Origin of the sequence: Collinsella sp. TM05-38 (genome assembly GCF_003466445.1) — a bacterium.
In the GTDB taxonomy this organism is placed as follows: Bacteria; Actinomycetota; Coriobacteriia; order Coriobacteriales; family Coriobacteriaceae; genus Collinsella.
Genome location: NZ_QSPM01000002.1, coordinates 23,847 through 46,946 on the forward strand (window position 1 = coordinate 23,847; position 23,100 = coordinate 46,946).

General features: G+C 61.2%; 15 protein-coding genes. 3 read left to right on the top strand and 12 right to left on the bottom strand.

Annotated elements, in window-relative coordinates:
- The first annotated feature begins 24 nt into the window (after positions 1-24).
- Positions 25-873, top strand: a complete 849-nt coding sequence (locus DXD49_RS01015; protein ID WP_117793981.1) for a MerR family transcriptional regulator — start codon at positions 25-27, stop codon at positions 871-873.
- Between the two features lie 67 nt (positions 874-940).
- Here the strand turns inward: DXD49_RS01015 and ligA are convergent, their stop codons facing one another.
- From ligA to kdpA, 10 genes are all read right to left on the bottom strand, one after another.
- Positions 941-3,169 (bottom strand): NAD-dependent DNA ligase LigA, encoded by a 2,229-nt coding sequence (gene ligA, locus DXD49_RS01020; RefSeq protein WP_117793982.1) that lies wholly within the window; start codon positions 3,167-3,169, stop codon positions 941-943.
- Between the two features lie 449 nt (positions 3,170-3,618).
- On the bottom strand, positions 3,619-5,073 hold the full coding sequence (locus tag DXD49_RS01025; RefSeq protein WP_117793983.1) for a S1C family serine protease: 1,455 nt from the start codon (positions 5,071-5,073) through the stop codon (positions 3,619-3,621).
- Between the two features lie 207 nt (positions 5,074-5,280).
- Entirely contained in the window at positions 5,281-5,943 is a 663-nt protein-coding gene (locus tag DXD49_RS01030) for a response regulator transcription factor (RefSeq protein WP_006234733.1), read from the bottom strand.
- 50 nt (positions 5,944-5,993) lie between these two features.
- Complete coding sequence (locus DXD49_RS01035) at positions 5,994-7,331, bottom strand: glutamine synthetase family protein (RefSeq protein ID WP_117734663.1); 1,338 nt, start codon at positions 7,329-7,331, stop codon at positions 5,994-5,996.
- Between the two features lie 141 nt (positions 7,332-7,472).
- Positions 7,473-8,495: a LacI family DNA-binding transcriptional regulator gene (locus DXD49_RS01040; RefSeq protein WP_158564836.1), complete on the bottom strand. Its 1,023-nt coding sequence runs from the start codon at positions 8,493-8,495 to the stop codon at positions 7,473-7,475.
- 120 nt (positions 8,496-8,615) lie between these two features.
- The gene (locus DXD49_RS01045) at positions 8,616-9,308 is read right to left on the bottom strand and encodes a GntR family transcriptional regulator (RefSeq protein WP_117793985.1); all 693 of its coding nucleotides are present in this window, start codon (positions 9,306-9,308) and stop codon (positions 8,616-8,618) included.
- 208 nt (positions 9,309-9,516) lie between these two features.
- Positions 9,517-11,466, bottom strand: coding sequence for an NAD(P)/FAD-dependent oxidoreductase (locus DXD49_RS01050; RefSeq protein ID WP_117793986.1), 1,950 nt, complete (start codon positions 11,464-11,466; stop codon positions 9,517-9,519).
- Positions 11,467-11,714: 248 nt separating this feature from the next.
- Positions 11,715-12,305 (bottom strand): potassium-transporting ATPase subunit KdpC, encoded by a 591-nt coding sequence (gene kdpC, locus DXD49_RS01055; protein WP_117763597.1) that lies wholly within the window; start codon positions 12,303-12,305, stop codon positions 11,715-11,717.
- A gap of 12 nt (positions 12,306-12,317) precedes the next feature.
- Entirely contained in the window at positions 12,318-14,378 is a 2,061-nt protein-coding gene (kdpB, locus tag DXD49_RS01060) for a potassium-transporting ATPase subunit KdpB (RefSeq protein ID WP_117793987.1), read from the bottom strand.
- A gap of 15 nt (positions 14,379-14,393) precedes the next feature.
- On the bottom strand, positions 14,394-16,217 hold the full coding sequence (kdpA, locus tag DXD49_RS01065) for a potassium-transporting ATPase subunit KdpA (RefSeq protein ID WP_117793988.1): 1,824 nt from the start codon (positions 16,215-16,217) through the stop codon (positions 14,394-14,396).
- Positions 16,218-16,550: 333 nt separating this feature from the next.
- Here kdpA and DXD49_RS01070 point away from each other — a divergent pair, with 333 nt between their 5' ends.
- On the top strand, positions 16,551-19,286 hold the full coding sequence (locus DXD49_RS01070) for a sensor histidine kinase KdpD (protein WP_117734670.1): 2,736 nt from the start codon (positions 16,551-16,553) through the stop codon (positions 19,284-19,286).
- Positions 19,279-19,983, top strand: coding sequence for a response regulator (locus tag DXD49_RS01075; protein WP_117583373.1), 705 nt, complete (start codon positions 19,279-19,281; stop codon positions 19,981-19,983). The genes DXD49_RS01070 and DXD49_RS01075 overlap by 8 nt, the downstream gene beginning before the upstream one ends.
- A gap of 298 nt (positions 19,984-20,281) precedes the next feature.
- Here the strand turns inward: DXD49_RS01075 and DXD49_RS01080 are convergent, their stop codons facing one another.
- Together DXD49_RS01080 and DXD49_RS01085 are read right to left on the bottom strand one after the other, a co-directional pair.
- Positions 20,282-20,482: a hypothetical protein gene (locus tag DXD49_RS01080; RefSeq protein WP_117637971.1), complete on the bottom strand. Its 201-nt coding sequence runs from the start codon at positions 20,480-20,482 to the stop codon at positions 20,282-20,284.
- Positions 20,483-20,687: 205 nt separating this feature from the next.
- A complete protein-coding gene (locus tag DXD49_RS01085; protein WP_117793989.1) occupies positions 20,688-23,015 on the bottom strand; it encodes a ferrous iron transporter B in 2,328 nt (775 codons plus the stop codon).
- Positions 23,016-23,100: the final 85 nt, after the last annotated feature.

Sequence of the window (23,100 nt, forward strand, 5' to 3'; positions counted from 1 at the left end):
CCGCCCACCGAAAGGAGCGGTCCCATGACCGACACGCCAACTGAACATACCGAGGGCCTGCTCCGCATTGGCGAAGTGGCGCGCATGTTTAACCTGAGCGTGGGCACGCTGCGCCATTACGAGCAGATGGGCTTGCTGGACCCGGCGCACATCGATCCGGCGAGCGGGTACCGCTACTACGGATCACGGCAGCTCTCCACCCTTAACACCATCAGCCACCTGCGCGTTCTCGACTTGCCGCTCGCACAAATCCGTGAGTTTGTGACCACGCGCGATGTGAACCTTATGCAGCGGCAGCTGGCTCAGCAGCAGGAGCTCATCGAACGCAAGCGCCGCGAACTGGAGCGCGTGTCGCGCAAGATTGACAACCGGCTTACCCTGCTTCACGATGCCTTGAACACCGAGCTCGATACCATTTGCGCAATCGATGCACCCGAGCTTCGCTGCGCCGTGCTGCGCGAACGCGTCAACCCCACCGACGCCTATGCGCTGGAGTGGCAGATTCGTCAACTGCAGAAGGGGCAGCACGAGACCTTTGTCTTTCTGGGCAACTTGGGCGTCGGGATTGGCGCCGAGCGCCTCGCCGCCGGTGATTTTGATGGCTACGACGAGGTCTGTCTGATGCTCGATGACACCGATGATTACTTGGGTGACGTTGAGACGCGACCTGCCGCGCACTGCCTGACCATAAGCTTCCGCGGCACGCACGGGCAAGCAGCCCCACGCTACGAGCGGTTGCTCGGCTATATGCACGAGCACGGCATAGTACCCGCCGGCTCCTCGCGCGAGATCGCCTTGATCGATGACATTATCAGCGACGACCCAGCAACCTACGTGACGCAGATCACGGTGCCCGTTACTGCGGCCGAATAAAAACCTCCCGGATAGCATCGGACCATCCGGGAGGCTCTTCAATTTGATTAATTTGGCTATCGGCGCCTTAAGCCTGGGGCACCTCACCAGTCGCAAGAATCTGCTCGAGTGCGTCCTCATCCAATACAGGCACGCCCAGCTGCTCGGCTTTGGTGAGCTTGGAGCCCGCTTTGGGGCCGGCGACCAGATAGCTCGTCTTCTTTGACACGCTGCCCGAAACCTTGGCGCCGAGTACCTTGAGCGCCGCACCTGCCTCGTCGCGCGTGCGGTTGACGAGCGTGCCGGTGAGCACAAAGGTCAGACCCGCGAGCGGCTGTGCGTCGGCGAGCTCGCCGGCCACGCCAGCGTCGGCTGCGGCTTGCGCGTGCGCGGCGCCCAAGTCGACCTCGAGCGACATGCCCGCCTGGCGCAGGCGCTCCAGCACGGCGAGGTTCTCGGGTACGGCCAGGAACTGCTTGACGCTTGCCGCAATCTTGGAACCGATGCCCTCGCACTCGGCGATGTCCTCTTCGCTTGCCAAGATGAGCTTGTCAATCGACAGGAATCGTTCGGCGATGACCTCGCCCACACTCTTGCCCACGTGGCGGATACCCAGGGCAAACAGTACGCGACCGAGCGGCTGGCTCTTGGACTTGTTGAGCTCGGCGATGATTTTCTCGGCCGTCTTGAGGCCCACCGGGATGGGGTCGCCCTTCTTGACGCCCTTTTTGCTGTTGGAGCTGGCATACACGCGACCCGTGTCTAGGCCGGCGATGTCGTCGACCGTGAGCTGGTAGAAGTCGGCGACATCGTGGATCAGGCCAGCAGCGATCATCTTGTCGACGATCTCGTCGCCCAGGCCGTCCACGTCCATGCAGCCGCGGCTCACCCAGTGGAGCAGGCGCTCCTTGAGCTGCGCCGGGCAGTCGATGGACACGCAGCGATATGCCACCTCGCCATCCTCGTGGACCACGGGGCTGCCGCACACGGGACAGACCTCTGGCATGTGCCAGTCGACCGAATCGGCCGGGCGTTTGTCGAGCACCGGCCCCACGACCTCGGGAATCACGTCGCCCGCCTTGTGCACGATGATGGTATCGCCCTCGCGCACGTTTTTGCGGCGGATCTCGTCGATGTTGTGCAGCGTGGCGCGCGCGATGGTGGAACCGGCGACCGTCACCGGGTCGAACTCGGCGACCGGCGTGAGCACACCGGTGCGGCCCACCTGGATGCGAATCTCGCGCAGGATGGTCTGCTTTTCCTCGGGCGGGAACTTAAAGGCAATGGCCCAGCGCGGTGCGCGGGCGGTAAAACCTAGGTCGAGCTGCTGCTGGAAGCTGTCAACCTTTACGACCACGCCGTCGATGTCGTAGTCCAGGTCGCCGCGGTGCTCGAGCGCCTGGGCACAGAACTCGTGGACCTCGGCCGGCGCGGCGCAACGAGCCACGTTGGGGTTGACGCTAAAGCCGGCGTTGCGCAGCCAGTCGAGAAATTCGCGCTGGCTGTGGACGTGCAACGGGTCGGTATCGGCGATGGCGTAAATAAAGGTGGCCAGGTCGCGGCGAGCCGTGACCTTGGGATCCTTCTGACGCAACGATCCGGCGGCGGCGTTGCGCGGGTTGGCGAAGGGATCGCGGCCCTCGGCGTCAGCCTCGTCGTTGAGGCGCACAAAGCTGCCCCTAGGCATGTAGACCTCGCCGCGTACCTCAATGGTGCGCTCGCGGTCGGCGCCCATGTGGGCGAGCGCCGGCTCGGACAGGTGCATGGGCACATCCTTGATGGTACGGACGTTGAGCGATACGTCCTCGCCCGTGGTGCCATCGCCACGTGTGGCCGCGCGCACAAAGGTGCCGTTTTGATAGGTAAGCGCCACGCCCAGACCGTCGATCTTAAGCTCGCAGGTATAGGTGACGCTGCCGGCACCGAGCGCATCCTCGGTGCGTTGGAGCCATGCGTCGAGCTCGTCCAGATCCATGGCATCGTCCATGGAATACATGCGCGCCATGTGCGTTACCGGCGTAAACTGCTCGCTCACGTAGCCGCCCACGCGCTGGGTATAGCTGTCGGGCGTCACCAGGTCAGGATAGGCCACCTCGATCTCCTGCAGCTCAACGAGCATTTTGTCAAAGGCGGCGTCCGTGATCTCGGGCGCATCGAGCATGTAGTAGCGATAGGCATGGTAGTCGAGCTCGTGGCGCAGCTCGGCCGCGCGTGTTGCCGCCTGGGCACGGACATCGGTCGGTGCGGTGGCTTCCGCGGTCGTGGGCGTTTCGGTATCGATGTCCACGCCGTCACCAAACAGGCTCGATTGCTCCATAGCGGCACTCCTTCGCTCGATTTCAAACGGATACTAGAGTACCACCGGTCGCAATGAGGCCGAATAGCGGTCTCGAACCGCACCGAATCGGCAGCCGCCAGACTGGGGTGGACAGTTAGTTCAGATACGTATAAATCCTAGAGCTGGATCAGGCACGAACACCCCTGTTTCAACTAATTTGGGCTCCCTGAGACCATGTAAACGTCCCGCTCTCCCTCCCAAACGCCCATTCAAGCCCCATCCCAATCAAAAATTGCTCAAAACGCATCCCAAGCTGCCCCAGATTTATACGTATCTGAACTAACTGTCCAGGCCATTCCGAACCAAGCCTCTTGCCAGCCACAAGTGCTCCGTTTTCCTCCGTCCCCAAGGGATCATCGCGAAAAGAGGGGGCTGCCCCGCGTTGGCGGGACAGCCCCCTCTGGCTTCGATATGTGTGGAGTGGCTCGTTAGTAACCCTGACCGTAGCCCTGGCCCTGCTGGCCTAGCAGCTCCTCCAGGTACTGGCGCAGCTGTTCGTCGGTAATACCGCCGTTGCCGGTGTCGGTCGCGCTGTCGTCCTGCTGCTGGTTCTGCAGCTCCTCGTCGGAGCCCAGTTCAACCGTGACCTTCTTCTCTTCCTTGCCGCGCATGAGCGTGATCTCGACCTTCTCGCCCACCTCGTGGCTGCGCAGTGCGATGATCAGGCCATCGGCGCTCGTGATCTCGTCGTCGCCCAGCTTGGTGATGACATCGCCCTCCTGAATGCCGGCCTTGGCAGCAGGACCATCCTCAACGACGCTCGCCACATACGCGCCGCTATCGGTGCTCAGCTTGTTGGTGCGGGCGTTGAGCGCGTTGACGCTCGAAAGCGTAGCGCCCATGTACGGATGCACCGGCGTCTTGCCGTCGATGATCTGGTCGGCAATGTTCTTGGCATAGTTGACCGGAATGGCAAAGCCCACGCCCGAGCTGGAGCCCGAATAGCTCTCGATGAGCGAGTTGATACCCACAAGCTCACCATTGTCGTTGACGAGCGCGCCGCCGGAGTTGCCCGGGTTGATAGCGGCGTCGGTCTGAATCATGTTGGCATAGATGGTATTGCCGCTGGTAGAGCTCATGGCCGTGGAGCGATACAGCGCCGACACGATACCCGTGGAGACAGACTGCTCGTTGCCAAACGGCGAACCGATAGCCATGACCCACTCGCCCACGTTGAGCTTGGAGGAGTCGCCGATCTCGATCGGGGTGAGCTTGGAGGCATCGGCATCCTTGAGCTTGATGACGGCGAGGTCGCTCGAGGCATCGTTGCCCACGAACTCGGCCTCATAGGTGGTGCCGTCGTCCATGGTCACCACGTACTGGTCGTAACCATCGACCACGTGGTTGTTGGTGAGGATGTGGCTCTCGGTATCGAGCACCACGCCCGAACCGACGCTGCCCGAGCTATCCGACTCGTCGGCAGACTGCGAAAGCGAGCCATTCTGGCTACCGCTCGAAGTGGCGGCGATGGAAACGACGGAGGGCAGCGCCTTGGCAGAGACGGCCTCGGCCAGCGTGGTGTCCTCGGAGTCGATGGTGATCTTTTGCGTCGACGAACCCGAAGCGCCCGCCGTCACGCTGTTCTTTCCGCCGCCGATATCGAGCGTGCCACTCATAATGAGCGCAATGACCAGCAAGGCTCCGCAGGCACAGCCGGCGAGTGCCGTAATAAAGATCGGCAGCTTTTTGGTCTTGGTCTTGACCACCGTGTGCTTGTTCACGACCTGCTGGCCGCCCAGCGGCTTGCCGGTCTGCGTGTCGTAGGCCTGCACGTAGGGAATGTTGCTGTCGGCAGGCGTCGACTCCACCTGCACGCGCGGCTGCTGCTGAGTCTCGCCGGCGTTGCCCGCATCCTGGGGACGCTGGGGATCGTTCTCGTTCATGCTGCAATCCTTTCGTCAAATAACCAAAGGCCCGCCAAACATGTGGCGGGCCATCATTGTTCACGTTGAGTTGTACCCCAATATGTGGGCGAACGTGTATGAGAACGAAATCTTTTAGGAAGGTTTAAGTTCTGTTGCAGACCCGAAAGGGACCCCCACCTGTGGCAAAGCCACCACAAAGGCGCCTGCCCCCTTTGTGGTGGAAATCTAGTCCTTAAACAGATAGCCCACGCCGCGGACGGTGGTGATGTGCGCCGCGATCTGCGGGCCCACCTTGGAGCGGATGCGTCGGATATGCACGTCGACGGTACGCGTACCGCCGCAGTACTCAAAGCCCCACACGCGGTGCAGCAGCACCTCGCGGCTGTAGGCGCGGTTGGGGTGCGTGGCCAAAAAGCTCAGCAGCGAGTACTCCATCAACGTCAGGTCGATGGGCTCGTTATCGAGCGTCACCTGGTAGGTAGCCAGGTTGATCTCGAGGTTATCGATGTTGAGCACATCGTCGGCGGTGACGGTCTCCTCCTCGCCCATCAGGCGCTGCGCGCGAGCCTTGAGCTCGTTGGGCGTCGCCGTGGGGCATACAAAGTCGGCATGCGCGTGATTGGGCAGGCGCAGGGTGCCGAGCGCCTCGTCGTCGACGATCACCAGCATGGGGACGCCGCCACGATCGTCAAGCCACTTGGCAATCTGATCGATGCGGTCGCTGCGGATGCCATCGGAATCGAGGATCAGCAGGTCAAAGTCGTGCGCCGCAGTCGGCGAATCGGGGGTGGCCAGGCTCACCTCGACACCCAGGGTGGTCGTCAAGCTGCGGGCAAACTCGTGGAAGCGCGTCGTGCGCGCCATGAACAGGGCACTCTTTTCGGACATATCGGCCTCCAAAGAAATGAGCTCAATCGTACTGGGACAAGCCAGCGCGATTAGGAGTTCGCCAGGTAGTGCTTGATCTCCCATTCGGTGATCGTGGATTCGAACTTATGCCACTCGTCACGCTTCTTTTTGAGGAAGAAGCCGTGGATGTGATCGCCGAGGGCATCCTTCATAAACTGCGAGTCCTCAAAGACGTCGAGTGCCTCTTTAAGCGAGCGCGGCAGCGGCGTGTAACCGGCCTCGAGCATCTGGCGGTCGTTGAGCTTAAGCGTCTCGGCCGTGGCCTCGGGCGGGAGCTCCAGCTTGCGCTCAATGCCGTCGAGACCAGCCGCCAGCGTGACGGCGTTGACCAGATACGGGTTGGCCATGGGATCGGGGCTACGAAGCTCGATGCGCGTGGACAGCTGCTTGCCGGGCTTGTAGACCGGGATGCGAACCATGCTTGCGCGGTTGCGCAAGCCCCACGTGGCGTACTGCGGCACGGAGTCGCCGCTCGTGGTGATGCGCTTGTACGAGTTGACGGTGGGGTTGGTGATGGCGCTGATCTCGCGCGCGTGCGCCAGGATGCCGGCCATGTAATGCTTGGCAATATCGGAGAGGTGGTACTTCTCGTCGTCCTCGCCCCAAAAGACGTTGTTGCCGTCGTGGTCGAACAGCGACTGATGCAAAAACATGGCGCTGCCGTCCTCGCCCGCCAACGGCTTGGGCATAAAGGAGGCGTGGCAGCCGCTCTCGTAAGCCTGCTGCTTAATGATGAGCTTGGCCGTGGTAATGGCGTCGGACATGCTCAGGGCCTCGGCATGGCGCAGGCTCATGCCGTGCTGCGAGCGACCGGCGGCATGGAAGGTGTACTCCACGGGCACGGACATCTTCTCGAGCGTAAGGACCGTGTTGCGGCGCAGATCGCGAGCGGCATCGCTCACCGAAAGATCGAAGTAGCCCACGTTGTCGAGAGGCTCGGGCGTGTGCTCGTCGGGGAAGTAGTAATACTCCAGCTCGGCGCCCACGTTGAGCAGATAGCCGGCTTTCTCTGCCTTGCGGAACATGCGACGCAACGCATCGCGCGGATCGCCGGCGAAGGGCTTGCGATCGGGAGTGCACACGTCGCAGAACACACGGGCGACGCCGTTGTGGCTCGGACGCCACGGCAAAATCTGGAAGGTCGAAGCATCGGGAAACGCCAGCATATCGGCTTCCTCGGGCGTGGCAAAACCCTCGATGGCCGAGCCGTCAAAGCCAATGCCCTCCTCAAATGCGACCTCGAGGTCCTCGGGGCTAATGGCAAAGTTTTTGAGGCGGCCGAGAATGTCGACAAACCACAGACGCACAAAGCGGATGTCACGCTGCTCTACGGAGCGGAGTACGTAATCGATGTTCTGCTGGTTCATGTCGCTCCCCTTTCTTTCGGGCGGGTTTCGACTGGTCTATACCGCAGATACTATCGCAGAAAAATGTTTCCGCAGGGTTAAAGCGTATCAAGCGCTCAAAAAACGTGCGCGAGCAGGCGGGTGCCAAGCACGAACGAATGGTTAGCGCGAGGTCGTAGCGCGGTGTTCGATGTGGCCGGGGACCTCGATGCGCTTGGGGGCGAGCTTTGCGGCGTCGCCCACCGTAGTGGTAACGACGTCGATGCGCTCGGACAGGCGCTCGACCACGCGCTCGGCAATGGTGAGGGTGTCCTGCGCGGCCGTGGTCACACCGCCAAAGAGCACGTGGTTCCAGGGATAGTCGTCAAACGTTGCGATCTTGAGACCCGCCGGCAACGAAGGTCCCAACTGTGCCAGCGCCTCGGTCAGGCGCAGGAAGACCAGACCGTTGACGGCAATGAGGCCGAGCTTTTTACCCGCATAGCCGCGGATGGTCTCGTCCAGGCGACTGACACCCGTGGCGCCACCGTCGGCCAGGGTGACGACCTCGCCCGCAAGACCGCGGCGCGAAAGCTCGTCGGCAAAGGCCTCGGCGCGCTCGCGACGCACGGGGCTGTCATCGCTTGCCTCAGTGAGCAGGCACAGGCGCTCGCTGTCAGCAGCGGCCAAGGCGTCTACCAGGCCGGCGACCAGCTCACGGTTGTTAGATGTCACCAGATCGATGCCGCCATTGGCAACATCGCGGTCGAGCAGAACGACAGGCAGGCGTCCCGCGGCCGCGGCGATCGCCTTGTCGTTGCCTCCGCAGGTATTGACGACCAGGCCGTCCACGCCGGCATCGATAAGTCTGGTGAGCGACTCTGCCTCCTTGGAGGGGTCATTGCTACTAATGGCCGTCATGAGCGAGCAGCCGCGCGCGGCGGCGCTGGCGGAAAGCCCTTCGAGCATGGCACTGGAGAACGGGTTGGCGATGTCTGCCAAGATCACGCCAATGAGGTTAGTGCGCGAGCTGCGCAGATTGCGTGCGGCGGCACGTGGGCGATAGCCGTTGCGCTCGATAACCGCCGCGATGCGAGCGCGGGTTTCCTCGGTCATCTGCCCGGGGCGGTTATTGAGATAGCGCGAAACCGTGGCCGGGCTCACGCCCGCCTCGGCGGCAATGTCCTTGATTCTCATCTGCGCCATAGCGCACCCCGTTTCCCAATTGTCGGCAACCTGAGCCATTTTAGGCATTTATACGAACTGCCTACGCCACCAGAGCCGCAGAACGATCTTAATTTCACCGCAGCTAATAAAGGGCGCGAGTTAGATGGCCGAGTCTTTAGGCAGCTCAAAGTAGTCGGGATGCAAGACGATAACCGGGCCCTGCTCCTCGGGCATCAGATGCAGGTGTGTCTCTGCCAGGTAGCTCGCCGTGTCGGTATCGCCCCTCTTAATGGCCTCGAGAATCCGGCGATGCTGCCGACGAATCGGCTCCCAATCCAGATCCTGCGACACCATACGCAACCAGTTGTAGCGCTCAAAATGTGTGTTGACGCTCTTCATCCAATCCCACAACATGTGGCGACCGGCAATCTCAAAACACGTCTCATGGAACAGATTGTCCAGATCGAAAAAGCGACGCGTTTCGCTATGGTCGAGCGACTCGGACTCGGCAAGAATCCGCTCGAGCCGCTGCTTTTGCTCGGGCGTGGCGGCAGAGCAGCATTTAATGAGCACGCTTCTCTCGAGTTTCTCTCGCAAGAAACAGGCGTTCTCGGCGCGCTCCATGCTGATTTTTGAGACATAGGTGCCGCTTTTGGGACGCGTTTCCACCAGCTCCTGCTCACGCAAGCGCACAAAGGACTCGCGAATAGGCGTGCGCCCGATTCCCGTCTCCTTTTCCAGACCAATCGCCGAAAGGCGCGTGCCGGGCTTGAGCTCGGCATAGATGATCTTGGAGCGCAATGCGTTGTATGCCTGATCTTGCAGGCTCTGATAATGCTGGTGCTGTTCCATAAAGCCCTCGGATGAAGCTCACGGTTTGTCGAATATCACCACGTAATACTATCGCATCCCCCATTCCCTCAGTTGCGGTGAAATAGGGCGCGCTCACGTCGCCAGGATCACAAGAACAAGCGGCGGCATCCCGAAACCCGGGACACCACCGCTGTTTTGCTATCGGATGGCGCAGAGACGCCCCCCCCCTCATGCACCAAGGGGTTGACTAGAGCTCGCAGGCGACCTTGTAGCCATCGCCGATGGCGTCGCGGATGTTACCGCACTTCTGGGCATCGCCCAGCACGTGGGTGACAACGCCGGCAGCGGCAAGGTCATCGGCAAGCTTGGTATTGGGGCGGTAGCCCATGGCAAGCACCAGCGTATCGGCATCGGCGATGGTGTGGATCTGGCCATCCTTTTCGTAACTGATGGTGTCCTCGGTAATCTCGGTCACCTTGGCCTCGGTCAGCACGTGAACGCCCTTGGAGAGCATGCGCGTGATGAGCACCGCGCGACCGGCACCGCCCTCGTTGGCGGCGAGCGTCTTGGTCATCTCAATGACGGTGACATCGCGATTGGCCGGCGACAGGTCGTTGACCAACGGGGCCAGGTAATCGGCCGTCTCGCAGCCGACGGTGCCGCCGCCCACGATGACGATCTTCTTGCCCGGGAAGGCCTTGCCGCCCAGCAGGTCGTCAGCCGTCATAACCTGCTTAAAGCCCTGCATAAAGGCTGGAGCGATGGGCTCGGCGCCATAAGCCAGGACAACCTCGTAGCCCGCGTAATCGCGCTGAATGTCCTCGGCCGAAAGCTCGGTACCAAAGACGCACGTGACGCCGGCCTCGGCCAGGCGACGGTACTGATACTTGATCACGCGGGTGAGTTCCTGCTTTGCCGGCGGAACGGCTGCGATGCGCATTTCGCCGCCCGGCTCATCCTGCTTGTCCACGAGCACCACGTTGTGGCCGCGCTTGGCGGCAATGTAGGCCGCCTCCATACCCGCGGGGCCGGCGCCCACGACGAGCACGTTCTTGGCCTCGGCGGCAGGCTCGTAGCCGGCCTCGTCGCGCTCCACGTCCGGGTTGACGGTGCAGGAGATGCGCTTGCCGAACATGATGCCGTTCAGGCAGCGCAGGCAGCCGATGCAGGGACGAATCTCGTCGGCGTTGCCGGCAGCCGCCTTGTTGCAGAACTCGGCATCGCACAGATTGGCGCGGCCCATCATGCAGATGTCGGCAGCGCCGTCCTCGATCAGCTCCTCGGCAATCCATGCCTCGTTGATGCGGCCCACGGTGGCAACGGGAATGTTCACATGCTTTTTGATCTCGCGCGAGCAAGCGGCGTGCGAAGCCTGCTGCGTGCCAGCGGCGGGAATTGCAGAGCCGCGCTTGATGGTGGTACCGCCCGACACGTGAATCATGTCGACGCCGGCCTTCTCCAGGCGCCGCGAGACGTAGATCATGTCGTTGAGGGTCAGGCCGCCATCGGTGTACTCGTCGCCCGAGATACGGACGTCGATGATGAAGTCCTTGCCGCAACGCTCGCGAATCTCGGCGATGACCTCGAGCAAGAAGCGCATGCGGGCGTCGAGCGAGCCACCGTACTCGTCGGTACGCTTGTTATAGAGCGGAGTCAAAAAGCCGCCGAGCATGCCATGGGCGTGCGCCGCATGGACCTCGACGCCATCGACGCCGGCCTTCTGCATACGCACGGCGGCGTCGCCGAACTGATGCGTGAGCTCGTGGATCTCATCGACCGTGATGGGGCGCGGCGCCTCGCGGGCATAGGAGGGGCCCACAAAGGACGGAGCGATCAGGCGCGGCGTGCCCGGAATGTTAAAGGCCATGTAGGCGGGGTGGAAGAGCTGCGGCATGATCTTGCAGCCGTACTCGTGAACGGCTGCGGCAAGCTTTTCCCAGCCGGGGATAAACGAGTCGTCGTAGCAGCACATGTCACCCGGCAGATAGGTATAGGTGGGCTCGACCGTCACGACCTCGGTGATGATCAGGCCCACGCCGCCCTTGGCGCGGGCGCGGTAGTGGTCGACCAAGTCGTCGGTCACATAGCCGTGATCGGCCAGGTTGGTAGATACCGGCGGCATAAAGACGCGGTTCTTGACCTCGGTCGTACCGACCTTGATCGGGCTAAAGAGCATCGGATAGGCGGAGGACTCCATACAGGGTTCCTTTCGTTTGAGCCGCTCGGCGGCAGTTGCTAACGTACCTATCGTATCAGTAACCGCCGCATTCGCACTCGCTCGCACTCCCCACCTTCAATCCCGACCCTCACAAAAAAGTTGCGGTGGAATACGGAGTAGATAAGGCTTCTGACAGCCAAAACAGACCGTATTTCACCGCAACTGATGGGTGGGGTGGAATTGAGGGCTCAGATAGTCAGTCATGCCCTCATCCGCCACCCCCTCACCTACAGCGCGCCGTCCAGCATAAGATTCACCTTGAGCACGTTGACCGTGGGCTCGCCGAACATGCCGAGGAAACGGCCCTTGGTGCACGCGGCGATGATGTCGCGCACCTCGTCCTCACTTTTGCCCGTGGCCTTGGCAAGGCGCGGAACCTGGTACTCGGCGGCATCCGGAGAGATCTCCGGGTCGAGGCCGGACCCCGAACACGTCACCAGATCGACGGGCACAGCGTCCATATCGGCATCGGGGTTGGCGGCGCGGATCTTCTTCACGCGCGCATCTATCAGCTGCCGATACTCCTCACTCGCCGGGGACAGGTTGGACGGGGCACCATACGCCATGAGCTCGCCGTCTTCGCCTTCGACAATTGATACGTTCTGGATACGACCCCACATGTGGGCTTCGTCATCGAAGTTCTGGCCGATGAGCTCGGAACCCACAACCTTGCCGTCGACCGTAATGAGCGATCCGTTCGCCTGGTACGGAAACGCAAGCTGCGCGACGCCGGTCACCACGAGCGTGTATCCCAGGCCGCAGACGATGGTAAACAGCGCGAACACGCCAAGTGCGCGCGATGCGATACCTTTGAACATACAAACCTCCGTCTACATCATGCCAATGCCGAACAAGGCCAGCAGTATGTCGATAATTTTGATGAATACGAACGGCGCCACGATACCGCCCAGACCCCACACCAGCAGGTTGTGGGTCAGCAGCTGGCCGGACGAAAGCTCGCGGTACTTCACGCCTTTCAGGGCGGCAGGAATCAGCGCGACGATGACCAACGCGTTGTAGATAATGGCGGACAGCACGGCAGACAACGGGCTGGTGAGCCCCAGGATGTTGAGGGCGTCCAACCCGGGGTAGATCGGCGAGAACAGCGCCGGGATGATGGCGAAATACTTGGCGACGTCGTTGGCGACCGAGAAGGTCGTGAGCGAGCCGCGGGTCATGAGCAGTTGCTTGCCGATACGCACGACCTCGATGAGCTTGGTGGGGCTGGAGTCGAGGTCGACCATGTTGCCGGCCTCCTTGGCGGCCTGAGTGCCGGTGTTCATGGCCACGGCGACGTCCGCCTGGGCGAGCGCCGGCGCATCGTTGGTGCCATCGCCGGTCATGGCGACCAGGTGGCCCTCACGCTGGAACTCGCGGATCTTCTCGAGCTTGCCTTCAGGGGTGGCCTCGGCCAGGAAGTCGTCCACGCCCGCCTCGGCGGCGATGGCGGCCGCCGTGAGCGGGTTATCGCCCGTCACCATGATGGTCTTGATACCCATGCGGCGCAGGTCGGCGAACTTCTCCTTCACGCCGGACTTGATGATGTCCTTAAGGTAGACGACACCCAGCACACGTCGGTCCTTTGCCACGACCAACGGGGTGCCGCCCACCTTCGCAATGCGTTCGACGGCCTCGTCGCACTCCTTCGAGAACACTCCTCCGGCAGCCTCCACATAAGCGCGAACGGAATCGGCCGCACCCTTGCGAATCTCGCTGCCGGCGTAGTTCACACCGGACATGCGGGTCGCCGCGGTGAAGGGGATGAACTCCATGCCCTTATCCTCGAGCGTGCGGCCGCGCAGCCCAAACTGCTCCTTGGCGAGCACGACGATGGAGCGGCCCTCGGGGGTCTCATCCGCCAGAGAGGACAGCTGCGCGGCATCGGCGAGTTCTGCCGGATCGACACCGTCGACCGGAATGAACTCAGCGGCCTGTCGGTTGCCCAAGGTGATGGTACCGGTCTTATCGAGCATGAGGATGTCGACGTCGCCGGCGGCCTCGATGGCGCGGCCGGACATGGCCAGCACGTTGGCCTCGTTCAGTCGGCTCATGCCGGCGATGCCAATGGCGGACAGCAGCGCACCAATGGTGGTGGGCGCCAGACAGACGAGCAAGGCAACGAGCGTGGTCACAGCGGTGGGGTTCGCCATACCGTTGAGCCCTGCAGAGAAACTCGAGTAGCAGTACAGTGCGAGCGTCACGAGGATGAAGATGGCGGACAGAGCAACCAGAAAGATCTCGAGCGCGACCTCGTTGGGGGTCTTCTTGCGGGCGGCGCCCTCGACCATGGCGATCATCTTATCCAGGAAGCTCTGGCCAGGCTCGCTGGTGATTTTCACCACAATCCAATCGGAAAGCACGGTAGTGCCGCCAGTGACGGCAGAACGGTCGCCGCCAGCCTCGCGAACCACGGGTGCAGACTCGCCGGTGATGGCCGACTCATCAACCGAGGCGGCACCCTCGATGACATCGCCGTCTCCCGGAATCTGCTCGCCGGCGCGCACGACCACCAGATCCCCGCGTGAGAGCTCGGTACCGGGAACGACCGTGAAGCGGTCCTTATCCTCGACGGACTCGATGCGATGGGCCTCGACGTCCTTTTTCGCCGCGCGCAGGGAGTCTGCCTGCGCCTTACCGCGGCCCTCGGCAAGTGCCTCGGCAAAATTTGAAAAGAGGTCGGTCAGCCAGAGAATGACGGCAATGGCGATCACATAGTACGTGGGGACGCCGGCGTCCTGTACCCCAAAAATAGAGGCGATGGCCAGAATGGAGGTCATGGCGGCCGAAAGCCACACCAGGAACATAACCGGGTTTTGGACCTGGACACGGGGGTCAAGCTTGGCAAATGAATCGCGCACCGCGCGGCTCATCATGTCTTTTTGCATAGCCATAAATCTGCGACTCCTTTACGCAACCATCTGGAAGAATTCGGCAACGGGACCAAGCGCCAACGCCGGGAAGAAGCTCAGGGCGCCAATCAGCAGAACGACGAATACCAGCAGAAACACGAACATGGCATTGGTGGTGGAAAGCGTGCCGGCGCTCTCGGCGACCTTGCCCTTCCCGGCCAGCGAGCCCGCAATGGCGAGCGTGCCCACAATCGGCAGGAACCGCGCGAACAGCATCTCGATACCCAGCAGCACATTGATCCACGGGGTGTTGCAGTTCATGCCTGCAAACGCCGAGCCGTTGTTGCCGCCGCATGAGGTGAAGGCATACAGCACCTCGGAGAAGCCATGCGCCCCGCCGTTGTTGAGTTGGTCGACAAGACCGGGCACCATGCAGGCGATAGCGGAGCTCACCAGAATGGCGAACGGAGTGGCGAGACACAGAACCACCGCCCAGCGCATCTCGGTCGGCTCGATCTTCTTGCCCAGGAACTCGGGCGTGCGGCCGACCATAAGGCCGGCGATAAACACCGTGAGGATGGCGAAGCCGATCATGCCGTACAGGCCGCAGCCCACGCCGCCGAACACCACCTCGCCCAGCGCTATCTGGAGCATCTGGACAAACCCGCCGAGCGGGGTGTAGGAGTCGTGCATGGAGTTGACCGAGCCGTTGGAAGCAGCCGTCGTGAAAGCGGACCAGGTGGAAGAGGAGGCGATGCCAAAGCGGCTCTCCTTGCCCTCCATGTTGCCGCCGGCCTGGCCGTCGGTCATCTCGATATTGACCGCTCCGCCATCGGCCAGCTGCGGGGTGCCCGCATGTTCGTTGACGGCGATGATGCCGGTGAAGATCACCAGCAGGATGAACATGGCGGCAAAGATAGCCTTGCCCTGCTTGGTGTTCTTGACGCCGATACCGAAGGTGAAGCAGCAGGCGGCCGGGATCAGCAGCAGGATGGTCATCTCGATGATGTTGGTGAAGGCACTGGGGTTCTCATACGGATGGGCGGAGTTCACGCCGAAGAAGCCGCCGCCGTTGGTGCCGGACTGCTTGATGGCGACCTGAGGAGCCGCGGGACCCTGGGGCAGGAACTGCTCGGTGACCACGCGCGCGCCCTCGACAACCTTGCCGTCGACCTTGACCGTGTCGCCCTCGATCTGGGCGCCGTCGATGACGCTCCAGCCGCCGTCTGCATTAGGCTGGACAGCGACGGGCTCTACGAGCTCAGCCTTCTGAGCCGGCTGGAAGTTGGAGATGACGCCACCGGCAGCCAGGCAGATGCCGAACACGAGGTTCAGCGGGATGAGCACATACAGGACGGTGCGGGTGAGGTCGACCCAGAAGGAACCCAGACCCTGCTCCTTGACCTGACGGAAGCCGCGGATCAGCGCGAACATGACCGCGATACCGGTGCCGGCGGACAAGAAGTTCTGCACGGTGAGGCCCATGAACTGCACAAAGTAGGACAGGGTGGTCTCACCGGAATAGGATTGCCAATTGGTGTTGGTTATGAAGGAAGCGGCCGTATTGAACGACAGATCCCACGGCACACCCGGCAGGTGCTGGGGATTGCCTGGCAAGAAGGACTGAAGCGCCTGGAGTGCCACAAGAGCCACGAGGCCGATCCCCGAAAAGACCAGCACGCTCGCCAGATAGCGCCTACACCCCATCTGCTCTGCCGCGTCGATGCGAAGCAGACGATAGACGCCACGCTCCACAGGAGCAATCACAGGCGACAGGAACGTATGCTCACCATCCATGATATGGGCCATGAATCGACCGAGCGGAACGGCCAGGACGACGAGCACGGCAAAGTACAAGATGTACTGAATCGCAGCGTCCATAGTTTACGAATCACTCCTCATCAGAATGTAGATGTCATAGATAAAGAGTCCAATGCAGACGACTCCGATAATGGGAATGAGGATGTCCATTACCGCCCCTTTCACGCGCGGTCCGATGTCTCGGACGCCTGCTCTCGCAAGCGTCTGGGGACAGTAAACGCTTCTAGGGATTAAAGAGGCGTGAGGGCTGGGGCTCACGACCTTAAGATGCCGTAAAGATGCAGGTAGAAAGCACTATTGCGGCTGCAGTGCGCCTATACTCGACCTCGCGAGCATACAGTGGCGCCCTCGCCGCGTATGCACGCATGGACAACGCTTCAGAAAGGCTACGCTATGCAGCGCGACGCATCGGACACTCGCGTCAATCCAGACCTCATCCTAAAGGCAATTGAGAAAGACGAGGTCGCCGATGACGCTCGAACCAGCCGGGGACACCTCAAGATTTTCTTTGGCTACGCTGCTGGCGCAGGCAAAACCTATGCGATGCTTCAAGCCGCCCACGCCGCCAAGCGGCGAGGTGTCGACGTCGTCGCGGGATACATCGAGCCGCACGAACGTCCGGCAACTGCCCATCTTGCACAAGGGCTTGAGAACGTGCCCTGTAAACTCATCGAGCACAACGGCATTGCGCTCAGCGAGTTCGACCTAGATGCGGCTATCGAACGCGCCCCTCAGCTCATCCTTGTCGACGAGCTCGCCCATACGGATGCACCGGGGTCTCGCCACGACAAACGCTATCAAGACGTCGAGGAACTTCTACATGCGGGCATCGACGTCTATACGACCGTGAACGTTCAGCATATCGAGAGCCTAAACGACATGGTTGCATCCATCACCGGCGTTGTCGTGAGCGAACGAATCCCCGACCGTATCTTCGATGATGCCGACCAGGTCGAGCTCGTCGACATAGAGCCCGAAGATCTACTTGAGCGCCTTCGCGCCGGCCTCGTCTACCGTCCCGCACAAGCCGACCGAGCGCAACAGCATTTTTTTACCGTCGAGAACCTCACCGCACTCCGAGAAATCGCGCTGCGCCGCTGCGCCGATCGCACCGGCTACCTCACAGACGCCGCACGCGTACTGGGAAACCGTGACTACTACACCAGGGAGCGTATCTTAGTCTGTGTCTCCCCGGCGCCGACCAATCCCCGCATCGTCCGTGCCGCCGCACGCATGGCGAAAGCGTTTCGCAGCGAGCTCGTCGCCCTGTTCGTAGAGAGCCCGCGCGCGCAGGCCATGAGCGATAATGAGCGCGCCAAGCTTGCAGCCAATATCGCCCTGGCCGAACAGCTCGGAGCACATATGGAAACCGTCTATGGCGACGACATCGCGTTTCAGATCTCCGAGTTCGCGCGCCTGTCGGGTATTTCGAAGATCGTCATGGGGCGCACGGGCGAGCGTAGCAGCGTCCGTCAGGCCCTCTTTGGCCGCAAATCTCTCGTAGAACAGCTCATAACATTCGCCCCGAACCTCGACATTTACATCATTCCAGACCAGTCGACTCCGCCCTCCCGGCCCGAAGAACGCCGCCGTGCGCTCGCCCTGCAGCCGCCCAGCAGCCGTGACGTGCTTCGCACGCTGGCCCTCTCTCTTGTCGCCACGGCGATCGGCACGGCTTTCCGCCATCTGGGTTTTGCCGATTCCAGCATCATATCCCTCTATATCCTGACGGCCCTGCTGACCGCCGTCACCACGACGGGGCGCATCTGCACGATCGTATCGAGCGTGCTCTCTGTAGTGCTTTACAACTTCTGCTTCGTCACGCCTCTGTTTTCGCTCGCCAGCTACGACCGAAGCTATCTGGTCACGTTCGGCATCATGTTCGCTACCGCTATGGTCGCCGGCGAGTTAACTGCGCGCATCGCCGACAACGCCCGGACCTCCGCCGAGAACGCATTCAAAACGCGCGTACTCCTCGAAACGAACCAGCTCTTGCAGCAAGCCCATAGCGCGGAGGAGTGCGCCCGCGTCGCCATGAACCAACTCATCAAACTGCTAAAACTCGACGTGGTCTTCTACACCGCCGAACACGGCACGCTCGGCAAGACGCTCTATGAGTCCGCTGGCACCGAAAACCGATCCGCGTCGCTGCTCACCGACTACGAGCGCGCCGTTGCAACCTGGACCTACACCAACAACAAGCGCGCGGGCGCAAGCACGCGGACCCTGCCTGAGGCGCGCTGTCTCTACCTCGCGGTTCGCACCGGCGACAAGGTATTCGGTGTCATCGGCATCGCCCTGGAGGGGCGCGAGATCGAAGCCTTCGAGCATTCGATCGTCCTATCTATCGTAGGTGAATGCGCCTTGGCGCTCGAAAGCGACCGAGCAGCGCAAGAGCGCGAAGAAGCTGCGGTCTTGGCGAAAAACGAGCAGCTGCGCGCCAACCTTTTGCGCTCCATCGGCCACGATTTGAGGACACCCCTCACGGCTATATCCGGATCTGCGGCAATCCTTCGGAAGAGCGACGAGAAGCTCAGCCTCGAACAACGCTGCGATCTTGCCGATGCCATCTACGACGACTCCCTCTGGCTTATCGATACCGTGGAGAACCTCCTCGCCATCACACGCGTCGAGGACGGCACCATTCGCCTCAACTTCACGTCCGAGCTCATCGACGAGGTCATCGAGGCCGCCCTCAGCCATGTCGCCCAAGCATCGCATGGACGTACCGTCACCATCGAGCACACTGACGACATCCTGCTGGTACGCATCGACGTCCATCTCATCATGCAGGTGCTTACGAATCTCATCATGAACGCCTTCAAATACACGCCCGAGGACTCGACTGTCACCATCAGCGCACGTCGCGAGGGCGCGTTCGTCGTGGTGGACGTCGCAGACGATGGGCCGGGTGTGGCAGACTGCGACAAGCCTCATATCTTTGAGCGCTTCTTTACCTCAAGCAATACGCAGCCCGTGGATTCGCGTCGAAGCATCGGCCTTGGGCTGTCGCTTTGCCGCTCCATCGTGGAGGCGCATGGCGGCGTCATCGAAGCTCGCGACAACCACCCCCATGGGGCCGTCTTCCGTTTTACCCTGCCCGCCGAGGAGATCGAGATTCATGAATAATGCCGCTAAGCCACGCATCCTCCTGGTCGAAGATGACCTGACCGTTCAAAACCTCGTTTCGACCGCGCTTGACCTCCACGGCTACGTCGTGAGCAAAGTTTGCAACGGCCAGGCCGCCATCATGGATGCGGTGTCGCACGGCCCCAGCCTCATCATGCTCGACCTCGGCCTTCCCGACATTGACGGTATCGAGGTCATCACGAAGATCCGAAGCTGGTCGGCAGTCCCCATCATCGTCATTTCGGCGCGCACCGAAGATTCCGACAAGATTGCAGCACTTGACGCAGGGGCAGACGACTACCTCACCAAGCCCTTTTCTGTGGATGAGTTGCTCGCGCGCGTCCGTGCGAATTTGAGGCGCTCCTCGATGGCGTCGAGCGAGTCGACAGAAGCGAGCACGTTCGACAACGGTCCGCTGCATATCGACTACGCCGCGGGATACGCGACGAAAGACGGACGCGAGCTCTCGCTCACCCCAACCGAGTACAAATTGCTTGTCCTTCTGGCGAAAAACGTCGACAAGGTGCTCACCCACACCTTCATCACCCGCGAGATATGGGGCACGAGCTGGGACAGCGATCTGGCGAGCCTGCGCGTGTTCATGCGCACCCTGCGCAAGAAGATCGAGGCAGACCCCTCTCACCCCAAGATGATTCAGACGCACATGGGTGTCGGGTACCGCATGCAGCGTCTCTAGCCCACCCCACAAAAAGTTGCGGTGGAATACGGAGTAGATAAGGCCTTTGACAGCAAAAACAGTCCGTATTCCACCGCAACTGATGGGCGGGATGGAGTTAGAGGCCCAGGTAGCTGGTCATGCCTTCGACGGCGAGCTTGGCGCCCGCTACGGCATGGACCACGGTGAGCGGACCGTTGACCACATAGTTAGCGATACCCCAAAATCACTCTTTAACTCACCGCGCTCGCCCCCATATGTGCAAAGCGCCCCGCGAACGGATACTCGCGAGGCGCCTGGATGCCTGGATGTCCGGGCCTTATTTGATCCCGCGGCCCAAGTCTTCGGCAATTTTGTCTACGCCCTTAAGTGCGGCGCAGGTCTTTTTGTTGGAGCAATGTCCCGTGCAAACGCCACCTTGAGCGCAGTCGGCGCAGGTGCCCTTGCGATAAATGCGCACGCACACGGCGACAAACGCAATGGCGATAACGGCCAGCACAACAATATCGATAGGTGCCATAGAAAGCCTCCTCTAGTTAACCACCACTTACTTTACCCCGTTCTCCACCTGCCAAAAAGGGACAGGTTTATTTTGGTCGGTTTTATCTGCGGAAACGTCACATCTTAACTTCTGGAGCAAAGCAATCTGTCCCCCATTGCACCAAAAAGCCCGAGTGTCGCTGGGACACCCGGGCTCGTGAAAAGGGGCTAATCCTTATTCGGACTTAGGCGGAAACCGTGGCAGAAGCGGTGTTGGTCTCGTCCTCGTCGGTCCATGCATGCTTGGGCATGGGACGGAAGATCTGGAAGAGCATCGCAGCCAGCAGCACGATGGCCACAACCGTCAAAATACCAAACTGCCCAAGAACAAGCAGGTTATAGAACTGGTTGATGAACAGGCCGATGACCCAAGCAAAGGCACACTCGTAGCCGATGGCAATCGCGGTCCACTTACCGGAGTTCATCTGGTTACGGATGGTGCCGATAGCGGCAAAGCACGGAGCGCACAGCAGGTTGAAGGCACCGAAGGCGACGCAAGCGCCCATGGTCGGGAACATAGCCGCAAACGCGGTCCACAGGCTCGGGTCGGTCTCGCCGGCGTCGGCAACGGAGAACAGCGAGCCGGCGGTGGCGACAACGTTCTCCTTGGCGACAAGACCCGAGACAGTCAGCGCAGTTGCCTGCCAGGTGCTAAAGCCGAGCGGGGCGAAGATCCAAGCGACCAGGTTGCCCAGCATGGCAAGCACGGAGTAGTCCATGAACTCCTCGGGGATGCCGTCCATCGCAGGCAGGAAGCCAAAGGAACCGTTGTAGCTACCAAAGTTGGACAGGAACCAAACCACGACGGTGGACGCGAAGATGACCGTGCCGGCCTTCTTGATAAAGGCCCAGCAGCGCTCCCACACATGCAGCGCCCAAGAGCGGATCGCCGGGAAGTGGTAGGCGGGAAGCTCCATAACGAACGGCGTCGGGCGACCGGCAAAGAGCTTGGTCTTCTTGAGCATGAGGCCCGAGGCAATGACGGCAAAGACGCCCAGGAAGTAGAAGAGCGGGCTGATCCACGCAGCGGTGGTAGAAGAGTCGCCAATGATGGAACCCATAAGCAGGGCGATGATCGGCAGCTTGGCGCCGCAAGGGATGAACGTGGTGGTCATGACCGTCATGCGGCGGTCCTTCTCGTTCTCGATGGTCTTGGTAGCCATGACGCCGGGGACGCCGCAGCCCGAGGACACGAGCATGGGGATAAAGGACTTACCGGACAGGCCAAAGCGGCGGAACACGCGGTCCATGATGAAGGCGACGCGGGCCATGTAACCGCAGTCCTCCAAGAAAGACAGCATCACAAAGAGCAGGAACATCTGCGGGACGAAGCCCATGATGGCGCCGATGCCAGCCACGATGCCGTCGCAGACCAGCGAATCGACCAGGCCACCGTCCTCGGTACCGCCCGCCACGAGAGCGTCATGCACCGCGGTGGTGATACCCGGGACATAGGGGCCGTACTGTGCTGGGTCGACCGAGTCGGCGTTGTCGCCCGCAGCCTCAACAGCTGCGTCATAGGCGTCGCGACCCTGACCGAGCACGTACCAGCCGTCGGTGCCGAAGAGCTGGTCGTTGGTGAAGTCGGTCACCGTGCCGCCCAGGGTGGAAACGGCGATGTAGTACACGCAGAACATGATGACCACAAAGATCGGCAGGCCCAGGATACGGTTGGTAACCACGCGGTCGATCTTCTCGGAGGTGCTCATCTTGGCCGGAGCCTTGGTGAGGCACTCATCGACGATGTGCGCGATCACACCATAGCGCTCACCGGTGATGATGGACTCGGCATCGTCATCGCAATCCTGCTCGCACTGGGCGACCAGCTGCTCCACACGAGCCGCCTTCTCCTTGGTGAGGTTGATGAGTTTGCAGGCATCCGTATCGCGCTCGAACAGCTTGACGGCGTAGTAGCGACGCTTGTTGGCGGGAACGCTCGCAGGCAGGTTATTCTCGATGTGGTCCAGAACGTCCTCGATGGAAGAATCGAACTTGTGCTCCGGCACCTGGCCCTTGGAAGCAGCGGACTTCTTGACCTGCTCGAACAGCTCCTTGATGCCCTTGTTCTTGAGGGCCGAGATCATCACGACCGGGCAACCGAGCTTCTTCTCGAGCTTCTTGGTGTCAATCTTGTCGCCGTTTTTTTCCACGAGGTCGGCCATGTTGAGGGCCACGACCACGGGCAGACCGGTCTCAATGACCTGAAGTGCCAGATACAGGTTGCGCTCGAGGTTGGTGGCGTCGACGACCTGGACGACGACATCGGGCTCGCCGCTCATGAGGTAATCGCGCGAGCATTGCTCCTCGGGGCTGTAGGGGGAAAGCGAGTAGATGCCAGGGAGGTCCGTGATGGTAACGTTCTTGTCGCTTAGGAGCTTGGCTTCCTTTTTCTCAACCGTGACACCGGGCCAGTTGCCAACGTAGCCGTTGGCGCCGGTGATCAGGTTGAAAAGCGTGGTCTTGCCGCAGTTGGGGTTACCCGCAAGCGCGACATGGATCTGAGAATCCGCCATTCAATCCTTCTTCCTTGTGTGCCCGCGCTGTCATCTCCGCGCAGGTTGGATAATGTGCTTCAAAGATGCTGCATTAAGTTAGAAA

What these genes read in the sequence shown, in the direction of transcription:
- DXD49_RS01015 (WP_117793981.1), top strand. Translation starts at nt 25, where the DNA reads ATGACCGACACGCCAACTGAACATACCGAGGGCCTGCTCCGCATTGGC.
- DXD49_RS01030 (WP_006234733.1), bottom strand. Translation starts at nt 5,943, where the DNA reads ATGTCCGAAAAGAGTGCCCTGTTCATGGCGCGCACGACGCGCTTCCAC.
- DXD49_RS01075 (WP_117583373.1), top strand. Translation starts at nt 19,279, where the DNA reads ATGAATAATGCCGCTAAGCCACGCATCCTCCTGGTCGAAGATGACCTG.
- DXD49_RS01080 (WP_117637971.1), bottom strand. Translation starts at nt 20,482, where the DNA reads ATGGCACCTATCGATATTGTTGTGCTGGCCGTTATCGCCATTGCGTTT.
- DXD49_RS01025 (WP_117793983.1), bottom strand. Translation starts at nt 5,073, where the DNA reads ATGAACGAGAACGATCCCCAGCGTCCCCAGGATGCGGGCAACGCCGGC.
- DXD49_RS01070 (WP_117734670.1), top strand. Translation starts at nt 16,551, where the DNA reads ATGCAGCGCGACGCATCGGACACTCGCGTCAATCCAGACCTCATCCTA.
- DXD49_RS01035 (WP_117734663.1), bottom strand. Translation starts at nt 7,331, where the DNA reads ATGAACCAGCAGAACATCGATTACGTACTCCGCTCCGTAGAGCAGCGT.
- ligA (WP_117793982.1), bottom strand. Translation starts at nt 3,169, where the DNA reads ATGGAGCAATCGAGCCTGTTTGGTGACGGCGTGGACATCGATACCGAA.
- DXD49_RS01050 (WP_117793986.1), bottom strand. Translation starts at nt 11,466, where the DNA reads ATGGAGTCCTCCGCCTATCCGATGCTCTTTAGCCCGATCAAGGTCGGT.
- DXD49_RS01085 (WP_117793989.1), bottom strand. Translation starts at nt 23,015, where the DNA reads ATGGCGGATTCTCAGATCCATGTCGCGCTTGCGGGTAACCCCAACTGC.
- kdpB (WP_117793987.1), bottom strand. Translation starts at nt 14,378, where the DNA reads ATGGCTATGCAAAAAGACATGATGAGCCGCGCGGTGCGCGATTCATTT.
- kdpA (WP_117793988.1), bottom strand. Translation starts at nt 16,217, where the DNA reads ATGGACGCTGCGATTCAGTACATCTTGTACTTTGCCGTGCTCGTCGTC.
- DXD49_RS01045 (WP_117793985.1), bottom strand. Translation starts at nt 9,308, where the DNA reads ATGGAACAGCACCAGCATTATCAGAGCCTGCAAGATCAGGCATACAAC.
- kdpC (WP_117763597.1), bottom strand. Translation starts at nt 12,305, where the DNA reads ATGTTCAAAGGTATCGCATCGCGCGCACTTGGCGTGTTCGCGCTGTTT.
- DXD49_RS01040 (WP_158564836.1), bottom strand. Translation starts at nt 8,495, where the DNA reads ATGGCGCAGATGAGAATCAAGGACATTGCCGCCGAGGCGGGCGTGAGC.